Source organism: Nocardioides turkmenicus (assembly GCF_011045035.1).
Classification (GTDB): Bacteria; Actinomycetota; Actinomycetes; order Propionibacteriales; family Nocardioidaceae; genus Nocardioides; species Nocardioides turkmenicus.
In genome coordinates, this window is record NZ_JAALAA010000013.1 from 48,423 (window position 1) to 60,643 (window position 12,221).

14 protein-coding genes are annotated in these 12,221 nt (G+C 70.6%); 4 read left to right on the plus strand and 10 right to left on the minus strand.

What is annotated here, in order from left to right:
* Window positions 1–39: 39 nt before the first annotated feature.
* The 10 genes from G5C66_RS16050 to G5C66_RS16100 all read right to left on the minus strand — a co-directional run bounded on the left by G5C66_RS16050 (window position 40) and on the right by G5C66_RS16100 (window position 10,369).
* Window positions 40–1,653, minus strand: a complete 1,614-nt coding sequence (locus tag G5C66_RS16050) for an FAD-dependent oxidoreductase (protein WP_165111970.1) — start codon at window positions 1,651–1,653, stop codon at window positions 40–42.
* Window positions 1,650–2,933, minus strand: coding sequence for an NAD(P)-binding domain-containing protein (locus G5C66_RS26880; protein ID WP_338144198.1), 1,284 nt, complete (start codon window positions 2,931–2,933; stop codon window positions 1,650–1,652). Before G5C66_RS26880 ends, G5C66_RS16050 begins: the two co-directional genes overlap by 4 nt.
* Window positions 2,930–3,676: an SDR family oxidoreductase gene (locus G5C66_RS16065; RefSeq protein WP_165111971.1), complete on the minus strand. Its 747-nt coding sequence runs from the start codon at window positions 3,674–3,676 to the stop codon at window positions 2,930–2,932. The genes G5C66_RS26880 and G5C66_RS16065 overlap by 4 nt, the downstream gene beginning before the upstream one ends.
* 346 nt (window positions 3,677–4,022) lie before the next feature.
* The gene (locus G5C66_RS16070; RefSeq protein ID WP_165111972.1) at window positions 4,023–5,507 is read right to left on the minus strand and encodes an aldehyde dehydrogenase; all 1,485 of its coding nucleotides are present in this window, start codon (window positions 5,505–5,507) and stop codon (window positions 4,023–4,025) included.
* A complete protein-coding gene (locus G5C66_RS16075; RefSeq protein WP_165111973.1) occupies window positions 5,504–6,112 on the minus strand; it encodes a nuclear transport factor 2-like protein in 609 nt (202 codons plus the stop codon). The genes G5C66_RS16070 and G5C66_RS16075 overlap by 4 nt, the downstream gene beginning before the upstream one ends.
* Window positions 6,113–6,307, minus strand: a complete 195-nt coding sequence (locus G5C66_RS16080) for a ferredoxin (RefSeq protein WP_165111974.1) — start codon at window positions 6,305–6,307, stop codon at window positions 6,113–6,115.
* On the minus strand, window positions 6,304–7,674 hold the full coding sequence (locus G5C66_RS16085; protein WP_241248581.1) for a cytochrome P450: 1,371 nt from the start codon (window positions 7,672–7,674) through the stop codon (window positions 6,304–6,306). Before G5C66_RS16085 ends, G5C66_RS16080 begins: the two co-directional genes overlap by 4 nt.
* Complete coding sequence (locus tag G5C66_RS16090; protein ID WP_165111975.1) at window positions 7,671–8,450, minus strand: SDR family oxidoreductase; 780 nt, start codon at window positions 8,448–8,450, stop codon at window positions 7,671–7,673. Before G5C66_RS16090 ends, G5C66_RS16085 begins: the two co-directional genes overlap by 4 nt.
* 112 nt (window positions 8,451–8,562) lie before the next feature.
* On the minus strand, window positions 8,563–9,795 hold the full coding sequence (locus G5C66_RS16095; RefSeq protein WP_165111976.1) for a cytochrome P450: 1,233 nt from the start codon (window positions 9,793–9,795) through the stop codon (window positions 8,563–8,565).
* A gap of 1 nt (window position 9,796) precedes the next feature.
* On the minus strand, window positions 9,797–10,369 hold the full coding sequence (locus tag G5C66_RS16100; protein ID WP_165111977.1) for a TetR family transcriptional regulator: 573 nt from the start codon (window positions 10,367–10,369) through the stop codon (window positions 9,797–9,799).
* Window positions 10,370–10,440: 71 nt separating this feature from the next.
* Here G5C66_RS16100 and G5C66_RS16105 point away from each other — a divergent pair, with 71 nt between their 5' ends.
* Genes G5C66_RS16105 through G5C66_RS16120 form a run of 4 tightly spaced genes read left to right on the plus strand, consistent with a single transcriptional unit; the run spans window position 10,441 to window position 12,213 of the window.
* Window positions 10,441–11,019 carry a nucleotidyltransferase family protein gene (locus G5C66_RS16105; protein ID WP_165111978.1) on the plus strand — a complete coding sequence of 193 codons (579 nt, stop codon included), beginning with the start codon at window positions 10,441–10,443 and terminating at the stop codon, window positions 11,017–11,019.
* Window positions 11,012–11,752, plus strand: coding sequence for a metallophosphoesterase family protein (locus G5C66_RS16110; RefSeq protein ID WP_206444182.1), 741 nt, complete (start codon window positions 11,012–11,014; stop codon window positions 11,750–11,752). Before G5C66_RS16105 ends, G5C66_RS16110 begins: the two co-directional genes overlap by 8 nt.
* A complete protein-coding gene (locus G5C66_RS16115; RefSeq protein ID WP_165111979.1) occupies window positions 11,749–12,012 on the plus strand; it encodes a BON domain-containing protein in 264 nt (87 codons plus the stop codon). The genes G5C66_RS16110 and G5C66_RS16115 overlap by 4 nt, the downstream gene beginning before the upstream one ends.
* Window positions 12,013–12,018: 6 nt before the next feature.
* Window positions 12,019–12,213 (plus strand): hypothetical protein, encoded by a 195-nt coding sequence (locus G5C66_RS16120; protein WP_165111980.1) that lies wholly within the window; start codon window positions 12,019–12,021, stop codon window positions 12,211–12,213.
* Window positions 12,214–12,221: the final 8 nt, after the last annotated feature.

Sequence of the window (12,221 nt, forward strand, 5' to 3'; positions counted from 1 at the left end):
TTTTCACCCACTCTTACAGACATCCCCAACGCGCACCGGTCAAACGCGGGCAAGGGCCGCGATCCGCACCTGCTCCTCCCGGTCGGTCACCTTCACCCGTGGCCGGCCGACCTCCTTGCCCGACTCGCACTCGTGGGTGTCGAGGGTGTTCCAGCCGGTCTGGTCGACCGCGACCACGCCGCGTGCTGCGAGGAGGTCGTCCAGGGACGTGCCGGCCGGCTCGGCGAGGGATCCGGCGGCATGGTCGTCCAGGAGGGTGCGTACGGTCTCCGCCGCGCAGGCCCGGTTGGTGCCGATCACGCCGCTGGGGCCGCGCTTGGCCCAGCCTGCGGTGTAGGTCGCCCGGGCCCCGACGACCCGGCCGGCCTCGTGCAGGAAGCGGCCGCTGGCCTCCTCGCTGGGGACACCGGGGACACCCGCGGAGCGGTAGCCGGTGGCCCGGACGACCAGGCCGGCGTCGATCTCCTCACCTGTCTCGAAGCGCACCCCGGCGACCGTGTCGGCGCCGAGGATCTCGGTGGGCGTCAGGCCGAAGCGGAGGGCGAGCCGCTTCGCGGCGTCCGTACGCGGCCGGCCGGCCAGGTCACGGAGCAGATCGGCCTTCTGGAGCTCGGCGAAGGTGCCGGCGCTGCGCTCGGACAGGTCGTCCTCGGTCGGCAGCGCCGCCACGTCGGCCTCGTCGACCACGACGTCGATGCCGGGATCGTCGGCAAGCGCGCGCAGCTCGGGGCTGGTGAAGGCGGCGTGCTCCGCACCTCGGCGGGCGGTGACGACGACCTCGCGGATTCCGCTGGCGGCGAGCGCTTGCAACGCGTACGGCGCCAGGTCGGAGGCCTGCAGCGTCTCCTCGTCAGCCAGCAGCAGCCTCGCCAGGTCGAGCGCGACGTTGCCGTTGCCGATGACGACCGCGCGCTCGTGGCCGAGCGGGAAGGTGAGGTCGGCACGGTCGGGATGGCCGTTGTACCACCCGACGAGCTCCGCAGCCGAGGTCGAGCCCGGCAGCTCCTCCCCCGGCAGGCCGAGGCTACGACCCTCGCCGGCGCCGGTCGTGTAGACCACCGCATGGTGGGCACCGAGAAGCTCCTCGTGGGTGATGTCGCGACCGATCTCGACGTTGTAGCGGGTCCTCACCCGGCGGTGACGCGCGGTCTTCGCGAAGCCGGAGACGATCTCCTTGGTGTCCAGGTGGTCCGGCGCGACGCCGTAGCGGACCAGACCGTAGGGCGTCGCGAGCTTGTCGATGACGGTGATCTCCACGTCGCAGCGGCGAGTGGCGGCGAGCTCCTCGGCGACGTACCAACCGGCCGGGCCGGCGCCGACCACGGCGACCTTCAGCGGACCGGAACCGGCGATCTTGGCGCCCGGCGGCGGCAGCGGCGCGGGCTCCTCCTGCTCGCCGGTGAACTCGAAGAAGGCAGCGTTGATGTCGGTGTAGGGCGCGAACGCGTCCGGGACCTCGTAGTCGGGGAAGATCGCGTTGACCGGGCAGGCGTCCTCGCAGGCCCCGCAGTCGATGCACTCGTCGGGGTGGATGTAGAGCATCTCGGCAGCACCGAAGCCCGGCTCGTCCGGGCCGGGGTGGATGCAGTCCACCGGGCAGACCTCCACACAGGAGGCGTCGTTGCAGCAGGACTGGGTGATGACGTACGTCATGAGCGCTGAGCCTTCCTCTGAGCCCTCCTCCGAGCCTTTCCGATGGTCTCCTCGACGACCGTGTTGATCCTGGCACCGTTCGGCCAGCCGGCGTAGTGGCACAGGAAAACCACGATCTCGCGCAGCTCGTCCTCGGACAGCTCGCCGTTGGCGTACGCCGCGGGGATCTGGATCCCGAGCACGTCGGCGGCACCCTGGCCGGCGAGCAGGCCGATGAGCAGGAGCCGGCGGTCGCGCGTGGTCAGGCCCGGGCGCTGCCAGATGTCGCCGAAGAGGTGGTCGGCGGTGTAGCGGAAGAAGTCGCCCTCACCGTCGGCCATGTCGAAGCCGTAGACCTCCTCCATCTTCCGCAGCCCCTTGGCCCGCTGCTCGGGGAGGTCGCCGAACTTCTCCTCCTCTGCCGGTCCCGAGGGCAGCCCGGAGGTCATCCCCAGGCCCGGAGCCAGCCGCTCGAGCGCGAGCCGGGCCAGCGGCACCTCGACGCCGAGCTCGTCGGCGAGTGCGACCGCGAAGCCGAGGTCCTTCTCCCCCAGCGCGACCACGTGTCCGAAGACGCCGTGCCAGAAGTCGGTCTCCTCGATCGGTGCGGTGGTGTCGCGGTGCATGATCGCGCCCGGGCCGCCGGTGATCGCGTCGGTGTGGCGTACGACGTCCCCGAGCGCGACCAGATCCAGCCCGGCCGCCTCGGCGAGCTGCTGGGCCTCGGTCGCGGCGGTGAAGGAGGCGAAGTGGAGCAGGTTGCGGGCCAGCTTCAGCTTCGTCCCGGCACCGATCTCACCGGCATGGACCACCTTCGATCCCATCGCCGCCAGGACCGGGGCGGCGGCCGCGTACGCCTCGGGATCGCCGCCGACGAGGATCGCCAGGGTGCCCTCGGCGGCTCCCATCGGACCGCCGGAGACCGGGGCGTCGAGCACGCGCACGCCGTGCGGCTCGGCGGTCGCGGCCAGCTCCGCGGGCGTCTCCGGGGCGACCGTGGAGTGCACCAGCACCGTCAACGGGGTGTGCTCCGGGCGGTCGGCGGCGATCACCTCGGAGATGATCTGGCGCACCTGGTCGTCGTCGCGCACCATCACGCTGAGCACGTCCACGGCCGAGGCCAGCTCGCCGACCGTGGCGGCCGCCTTCGCGCCGGCGGCACCGAGCTCCGCGACGGGCCCCTCGGCGATGTCGTGGAACCGGAGCTCGATCCCGTCGGTGTCCGCGAGCCGGAGCGCCATCGGCTTGCCGATGTTGCCGAGCCCCACAAAACCTGCGCGTGTCCCCTTCACGGTGCTCACAGCCGGAACGTCCCTCCGCCGTCGACGGCGATGATCTGTCCGGAGATCCACGACGACTCCTCGGAGAGGAGGAACTTCGCGGTCCCGACCATGTCCTCGGTGGTGCCGAGGCGCTTGATCGCCATGCCCTTGGTCATCTCTCGCGCCGCGTCACCCGCCTGCACCCGGGTCGCCTCGGTGTCGGTCGGGCCGGGCGCGATCGCGTTGACGCGGATGTTCATCCCGCCGAGCTCGTGGGCGAGCTGCTGGGTGAGTCCGTTGATGCCGACCTTCGCCAGCCCGTAGAAGCCGGAGTAGAGGTAGGCGGCCGTCGAGGACTGGTTGACGATCGCGCCGCCGCCACGCTTCTGCATCGCCGGGTAGACGGCGCGGGTCATCACCAGGGCGCCGTTGAGGTTCACGCTCATGAATTTCTCGAAGTAGTCCCAGTCGACGGTGATCAGCAGGTCGAAGGCCATGTCGCCGTAGATGGCGGCGTTGTTGATCAGACCGTCGATCCCGCCGTACACCTCCGTCGTCTCCGCCACCAGCGCGGCCGCCGAAGCGTGGTCGGAGACGTCGCAGCGTACGAACCTGGCGGCCCCGCCGGCGGCCTCGATCTCCTTGGCGACCCGCTGCCCCTTCTCCTCGTTCAGGTCGGCGACGACGACGGCGGCACCCTCGGCGGCCAGCCCCTTGGCGTACGCCTCGCCGATCCCCTGCGCCGCCCCGGTGACGACGACGACCTTCCCCTCGAACCTCATCCGTCCGTCCTCTCCCACGCCGACCCGGCGCATCTGTCCCAAGCTGAACCGCCGACCCGGCGCGTCTGTCCCGAATTTCTCCGCCGACTCGGCTCATCTGTCCCGCCGTTCGCCGCCCACTCGGCACAACAGCCCCGCGGACCCGCGTCCACTCGGTGCATCTGTCCCAAGATTCCGCGCCCAGTCGGCGCAACTGTCCCAGCCGCGGCCCTCAGCGCGGGCGTGCTGAGACATAAGCGCCGACTCGACGCTCTCCGCCGGGACAGACACGCCGAGTGGGCGGTTAGCGGCGGGACAGACGCGCCGATTGGGCTGGTGTTCATGGGGCAGATGAGCCGACTCGCGTTCATGCGGGCTCCGCGATCAGCTTGGTCTCGAGGTACTCCTCGAAGCCTTCGACACCCATCTCCCGGCCGAGGCCGGACTGCTTGTAGCCGCCGAAGGGCGCGTCCGGGCCGAACCACTGGCCGCCGTTGACGCCGATGGTGCCGGTGCGGATCCTCGTGGCCACGGACTTCGCGCGCTCCAGCGAGCCTGACTCGACCGAGCCGGAGAGGCCGTAGGGCGAGTCGTTGGCGATGCGTACGGCATCGTCGTCGCCGTCGTGGGCGATGACCGTGAGCACCGGGCCGAAGATCTCCTCGCGGGCGACGCGGGCGGTGTTGTCCAGGCCGGCGATGACGGTGGGCTGGACCCAGAAGCCATCCGCCAGGTCGCCCGGCTGGATCGCGGCACCGCCGCCGGTGGCGAAGCGACCACCCTCCTCTTCCGCGAGCGCGAGATAACCGAGGATCCGGTCACGCTGGACCGCCGAGATCACCGGACCGCAGATCGTGCCGGCATCGGCCGGGTCGCCCGCGCCGAGCGAGGCCATGGTCGCGGCGGCCGCCTCGACCGCGTCGTCGTACGACGCGCGAGGCACCAGCAGCCGAGTGGTCAGGGCACAGCCCTGACCGGCGTGCACGGCCACCGAGAAGGCCGCCATCGACGCGGCGGAGGCGACGTCGGCGTCGTCGAGGACGATCGCCGCGGACTTGCCGCCGAGCTCGAGGAAGACCTTCTTCAGGCTGGGCGCGGCGGCCGCCATGATCGCCCGGCCGGTGGCCGTCGAGCCGGTGAAGGAGACCAGGTCGACCCGCGGGTCCTCGGCCAGCATCGCGGCCACCCGGTTGTCGCGCGGTGTGACGACGTTGAACACCCCGGGCGGGAGGTCGGTGTGCTCGGCCGCCAGGCGACCCAGCTCCGCGGCCAGCCACGGGGTGTCCGGTGCGGGCTTGAGGATCACGGTGTTGCCCGCGGCCAGCGCCGGCCCGACCTTGGCGAGGTTGATCTGGTTGGGGAAGTTCCACGGCGTGATCGCCGCGACCACTCCGACGGCCTCCTTGCGCACGGTGCGACGCGAGGAGACCCCCATCGTGACCCCGGCCCCCAGATCTCGCGACCACTCGTAGGACTCGGCCAGGTCGATGGTCCACCGCAGCGTGTCGACCGGGGTGTCGAACTGCGGCCCGGCCACCAGGAAGGCGGGCGCTCCGACCTCGGCGGTCGTCAGCTCGCGCAGCGACTCGGCGTCGTCGAGGATCGCCTGGTGCAGCTGGCGCAGGCACCTGATCCGGAACGCGACGTCGGTGGACCAGTCGGTCTCGTCGAACGCCCGCCGCGCGGCGGCGGTGGCGGCGTCCATGTCCTGGGCCGTCGAGTCGGGAGCGCGGCCGATCTCCTGCCCCGTGGCCGGGTTGAGGATCGGGTACGTCTCGCCGGATGCGGCTGCGCCGAGCTTGCCGTCGACGAGCTGCTGGGCGGGCGGGTTGGTGGGGGTCCTGGTCGTCACACGGGCTCCTGGGTCACGAAGTTCCCGGCCGCGACGGGCGGCGGCCAGACGGTCGAGGGCAGGTCGGCGAGGCGGTAGTGGCCGGGCTGCTCGATGCCGTTGAGCGACATCCGCTCCAGCAGGCCGGCGGTCGCCTTCTTGGCCTTGACGATGTCGAGGAAGGTGGTCGCGGTGGCGCCGAGGTCGAACCAGTCCCGCTGCCAGGCGAACTCCAGCCTGTCGCCGTCGGGCCGCGGCGCGACCCCGAACCAGGAGCCGCCGATCCCACAGATCTCGTACTCCTCGCCGGTCGTGTCGTCGACGATCCCGGCCCGCTGGCGCCAGAAGCCGATCACCATCGCGTTGACGTCGTCGATCACCGTCGCCTGGTAGTCGTAGTGCCAGCCCTCGAGGCCGGCCATCTCGGTGCCGAGCGCCCACTCTCGGATCTGGTCGCGGCCGACGGCCATGAAGTGCTCGTCGGGGGTGTACATCCAGCCGTACGTCGCATCCTCGGCGTACGCGTCGGCCAGCGGCGCCCAATCACCCTCAGCCTCTGCTTGACGGTTAAGGCTGAGCCAGTGGGCCCAGAACCTCTCGATCTCAGCACGGTCCACGTCAGCCATTCAGTCCTCCAGGGTGAGAGCGAAAGCAGGGCAGTACTTGACGGCCGCCCGCGCGGCGTCCAGCTGGCCGTCGGACGGGTCGGGGACGCGTACGACGACCTGGTAGCTGTCCTCGTCGAAGCCGAAGAGCTCCGGCGCCTCGGCGAGGCACTCCTGGTGTCCTTGGCAGAGACCCAGGTCGGCGGCGAGCTTCATGCTCTGTCACCACCCACGGGCCGCCTCCGATAGCGCACGCGACAGGGCTGCCGGAGCTGGATCACCATCTTGGTGAAGTCGTCGGCATAGGAGTCCAGCGGCTGCGCGGCCTCGAACGAGTAGTCGCGCAGGATGACCGAGAAGATCGCCTTCATCTGCATCATCGCGAACGCGTTGCCGACGCAGCGGTGCTTGCCGGCGCCGAACGGGATCCAGGTCCAGCGGTTCTGCATGTCCTCCTGGCGCGGGTCGAGGTAGCGGCTCGGGTCGAAGAGGTCGGCCTTCGGGAAGTCGTCCTCGATCCGGTTGGAGACCCGCGGCGAGGCGGCGAGCAGGGTGCCGGCCGGGATGGTCTCGCCGAGCAGCTCGAAGTCCTCGCGCACCAGCCGCATCAGGATGATCAGCGGCGGGTACAGCCGCAGGGTCTCCTTCAGCGCGGCCTCCAGCACCGGGATCGAGCGCAGCGCCTGGAAGCTGACCTCCGACCCATCCGCGTAGAGCTCGTCGAGCTCTTGGACGACATCGCCCATGACCTCGGGGTTCCGCAGGAGCTCGATCATCGCCCATGAGGCCGTGCCCGAGGAGGTGTGGTGGCCGGCGAACATCATCGAGATGAAGATCCCGGTGATGGTGTCGGTGTCCATGTCGATCGAGATCAGCACGTCGAGCAGGTCACGCTCCTCACGCGGCACCTTGCCTCGGGCGAGCCGCTTGTCGATGATCGCCTGGACCAGCGCGACCAGCCGCTCCCGGGCGGCGTCGCGCCTCCGGAAGTTCTCGATGTCCGCGTACGCGTCGACGTACGCGATCGCGTCCGTGCCGTGCTCCAGCTCGTGATAGTGCTGGGCGAAGGACGAATCGAGCTCCTCTCGGAACGGCTTGCCGACCAGGCAGGCCGAGGTCGTGTAGATGGTAAGCTCGGCGAAGAAGTCGAGCAGGTCGATCTCGCCCTCCTCGCCCCAGCCGGCGATCATCCGGCGGATCTCGGCCTCGATCGTCTGCGCGTGCCCACGCATCATGTCGCCGCGCAGCGCCTGGTTCTTCAGCATCTGCTGCCGCTCCTCCGGTGAGGCGTCGAAGACGACGCCCTTGCCGAAGATCGGCGTCATGAACGGGTACGCCGCCGCCTGGTCGAGCACGTCGTCGGGCGCCCGGAAGAACGCCTCGTTGGCCTCGGCCCCGGTGACCAGGACGACGTCCTTGTCGGCGAGCCGGAAGCGACCGAGGTCGCCGCACTCCTCGCGGACGCGGGTGAACAGCGAGATCGGGTCGACCCGCATCTCGGGCAGGTGCCCGGTGCCGCGGATGATCTCGGGGACGCTCGGGTCCTGGTCGTCCAGGACGGTGGAGACGGTGGGGATCGTCATGCTCTCTCCTCGACGGGTGCCTCGGGGTTGACGTCGATGGTGCTGATGTGGACGCCACGGGCGGCGGTCACGACCGTGGTGATCGCGTCGGCGAGCGCACGGGCCTTGAGGAAGTGCGGGTGCCGGGCGAGGCCCCAGCGGACCCACTGCTCCAGCACGAAGCCGCCGAGCTCGGCGGGCCAGTCGTTGCCGATGTCGGAGTGGGTGGGACCGGGTCGCACGATCGAGGCCCGGACGCCGGTGCCCTCGAGCTCCATCTGGATCGCGCCGACCATGCCTTCCAGGCCCCACTTCGAGGCGGCGTACGCTCCCATGAACGGTCGCGGCCTCAGCGCCACGTCGGAGGAGAGGAAGACCAGGTCGCCGCGGCGACGCTCGATCATCCCGGGCCCGAAGGCGCGCAGGACCCGGTGGGCGCCGAGCAGGTTGATGTCGACCTGGCTCGCGAAGGCCTCGGTCGGGACGTCGACGGTGGCGCCGGGGTGGGTGACGCCGGCGTTGCTGACCAGGACCTCAACGTCGCCGAGGTCGGCGGCCACCTTCGCGGCGAACTCGGCCACCGAGTCGTCGGAAGTCACGTCGAGCGGGTGCGCGACCGCCTCTCCCCCCTCGGCCCGGATCGCGGCGGCGATCTCCTCGACCCGGTCGAGGCGCCGGGCGCCCAGGGCCACCGGGAACCCGGCCGTGGCCAGCGCCTTCGCGGTCTCCGCACCGATCCCTGACGACGCGCCGGTGATCACCGCCGGGCGGCGGTCGGGCTGTGCGTACTTGCTCATGCGTCCTCCCTGGATGCTGACCGAGGTAACTCGGCGAATGCGCACTGCCTTCGCGGAGCTCCACAAAGGGAGTGATCGCTCACCGAGGTACCTCGGTGAACATCCACGGCGCTCATCGCGCCCTCCAGGAGAGCGTGACCGGCAGCTCGGCGAACCCGCGCACGCTCGTGGAGTGCACCCGGACGGCGCGGTCGGCGTGGACCTCGAACCCCGACGTACGCCGCACCAGCTCCGTCAGCACGACCCGGGCCTCGAGACGGGCGAGGTTGGCACCGAGGCAGAAGTGCCGGCCGACGCCGAAGCTCATGATCCTGCCGAGCTCGTCGGCCGGGCGGTGGACGTCGAAGACGTCCGGCGCGGTGAAGACCCGCTCGTCGCGGTTGGCGGACCCGAGCAGGACGAGCAGCTTCGATCCGGCGGGGACGACCTGGCCGTGGAGCTCGACGTCCTGAGCGACGTAGCGCGCGAGCATCTGGCTGGACGTGTCGTGGCGCAGGGTCTCCTCGATCCACGAGCCGACCAACGCGGAGTCCCCGAGATCGGCGAAGACGTCGGCGAGCTGCGCGGGGTGGGCGCCGAGGTGGAAGAGCGCGTTACCGAGCAGCTTGGTGGTGGTCTCGTTGCCGGCCACGACCATCAGGAACAGGAACGCGATCACCTCGTGGTCGAGCAGCCGGTCGCCGTCGACCTCGGCCGCGACGAGCGCCGAGGTGAGGTCGTCGCTCGGCTGCCGGCGCCGCCGCGCGACCATCTCCGAGTAGTAGCCGATCAGCTCCAGCGCAGCCGTCATCCCGGCCTCCGGCACGTCGCGTACGCCGTCCTCCCGGTGCACCACCAGGTCGGCCAGCCGCCGCACCTCGTCGCGGTCGGCGGCGGGGACGCCCATCATCTCCGAGATGACGTCCATCGGGAGCTTGCCGGCGAGCTCGGCGATCCAGTCCGCCTCGCCACCGTCCGCGGACACCGCGGCCAGCTTGTCGAGGTAGTGGTCGGCAAGAGCCTGGATCTGCGGGGTCAGCTCGCGGACCCGCCGGGGCGTGAAGCCGGCCGAGACCAGCTTGCGCAGCCGGGTCTGCGCGGCGCCGTCCAGGGCGAGGAACGACATCACCCGATGGGCGCCGGGATTCCAGGCGCTGGCGTCGAGCGAGACCCCCATCCGGTTGGAGAAGGTCACGTCGTCCTTGACCGCGGCGTGCACGTCGGCGTGCCGGGACAGCGCCCAGAAGTCGTCGGTGGCGTTGTGGTAGAGCGGCGCCTCGTCCCGCAGCCGGGTGTAGACCGGGTAGGGGTCCTCGTGGAAGTCGTAGTCGTAGGGGTCGAAGATCTCGGTGGTGGTGCTGGTCATCTCACTCCATCTCGACAGGCTCGATACGGCGCTCGCGGACGATCACGGCGACGACCGGGGCGAGCCGGTCGGCCATCTCGTCGTAGGTCATCAGGCCCATCCCCGCCTGCAGCAGCGCACCCGAGAAGGCGAGGAGCAGCGCTTCACGCACGGCCTCCTCGGCGCCGTCGCCGAGCGCCGCCTCGAACCGCGCGGCGAACTCGGCCCCGATCCGCAGGCGCAGCCGCGCGACGTCGGCGTCACTGCCCAGCAGGGCCGGTGTCACCGCGGCCGCGAGCGCGGGCTCCTCGGCGATCCGCGTGGTCAGGCCGCGTACGGCCTCCTGGACCCGCTCCGCGCGCGACCCACCCGTCGCCGGCCCCGGCGCCTCGGTGAGATGGCGCCAGAAGAGCTCGGCGAAGAGGTGGCTCCTGGACGCGAGGTAGGTGTACGCCGTCGCCGAGGAGACTCCCGCCCTGGCGGCGACCGAGCGGATCGTCAGTGCCTCGTGCCCGACCTCACGCAGCTCCTCCAGGCCGGCGGCGAAGAGTCGCTCGACCGTCTCCGCCTGCCGGGTGCTCGTTGCGCTGGACACGTGTCCAGATTAGAACACGTTCTCGTTTTGGGCAAGGGGTGATCAGGACTGATCCGGGGTACCGCACAGGCATGCCGAGAACTGACGTGCTGGGCGAGGAGCTCCAGCGACAACGCGAAGTACTCAAGCGGGTCGGCGCGACATTGAAGGCCGCCGAGATCCCGTTCGCGCTGGCCGGCGGGTACGCGGTCTGGACCCGTGGCGGGCCCGAGAGCACTCACGACGTCGACTTCGTCCTGCCCGAGGACTGCGTCGACGAGGCCGTGCAGGCGCTGCTCGAGAACGGGATGGAGTCGGTCGCCGCCCCCGAGGACTGGCTGGTGAAGGTCGGTCGCGACACCGTGGTCGTCGACCTGATCCACCGGCTGCCGACCGGACCGGTCGACGAGGGCCTGCTGGTGCGGTGCACCGATCTGCCGGTCGACTCCGTGATGATGCCCGTCATGTCGGCGACGGACCTGGTGGTCTCGCGCATGCTCGCACTGAGCGAGCACGCCTGCGACATCTCTCCGATCCTCGGCAGCGCCCGGGCGCTGCGCGAGCAGATCGACTGGCAGCTGGTGCGGCAGGAGGCGAAGCGGAGCCCGTTCGCGCAGGCCGCGCTCGGCTTACTGGACGCACTCGACATCGTGGGAGGTGACGATGCCTGATCCGATTCGTGTGGCAGCCGTCGGCGACGTACATCTCGCTGACGACCTGCGAGGACGCTATGCACCGCTGCTCGAGGGCATCTCCGAGGAGGCCGACGCGCTTCTGGTCGCCGGCGACCTCACCCAGCACGGGACGCTCGAGGAGGCCGAGGCGTTCGCCGACGAGTTCGGCGCCGCCGATGTACCCGTCCTTGTCGTGCTCGGCAACCACGACTACCACTCCGGAGCCGAACGGGACATCACCCGGCTGCTGGAGGACCGCGGGATGACCGTGCTCGAGGGCACCTCGACCACCCTCGACACGGACGCCGGCCGGCTCGGCGTCGCCGGGGTCAAGGGCTTCTGTCTCGGCTTCCTCGGCCGCTCCGCGGCCGACTTCGGAGAGCCGCAGATGAAGGCCTTCACGAGCCATGGCATCGAGACCGCCGACGTGCTGCGCAAAGCCCTCGACGACCTCGGCGACGAGCCCGACGTGACCGTCGCCCTGTCCCACTTCGCTCCCGTCGACGAGACCCTGGTCGGGGAGCCGAAGGAGATCTGGCCGTTCCTCGGCAACTACCGGCTCGGCGAGGCGATCGACGAGACCGGCGTCGACCTGGCTCTCCACGGCCACGCCCACGCCGGACGAGAGAAGGGCCTCACCCCGGCCGGGGTGCCCGTACGCAACGTCGCCCAACCCGTGATCCAGGCAGCGTTCCGCGTCTACGACGTCGTCCCCAGGAGGTCGGCATGAACGAACAGCTTGCACGAGATCTCGAGCGCGACATCGCGACCGACCCACGCACCAACGAGCTGGGCATCCGGGTCCAGGTACGCGGCGACCACCTCGTCGTCTCCGGCGAGGTGGCCTCCGAGGAGCGCCGGGCCACGGTCATCGAGGTCGTCCGGGAGCACGACACCGGGCTCGAGATCGTCGACCACATCATGCTCAGCGCCGAGCCCGGTCCCGGCGGACCTGGCCACGAGCAGATAGAGCCACCACAGAGGAGCTGATCACCGATGAACAGCGCAGTCATCGCGGTCACGATCGGGATGATCGTGTTCTGGACCGTCCTGATGCTGATCGCCGCGTTCCTCGACCGGCGTCGCGGCCGCCAGATCGAGCGCGATCTCACCGAGATGGAGCGCAAGCACAACCTGGACGGCAGCGACCGGTACGGGAGCTTCGACCACCGGCCACACCGATCCCACTGACCCGCGCC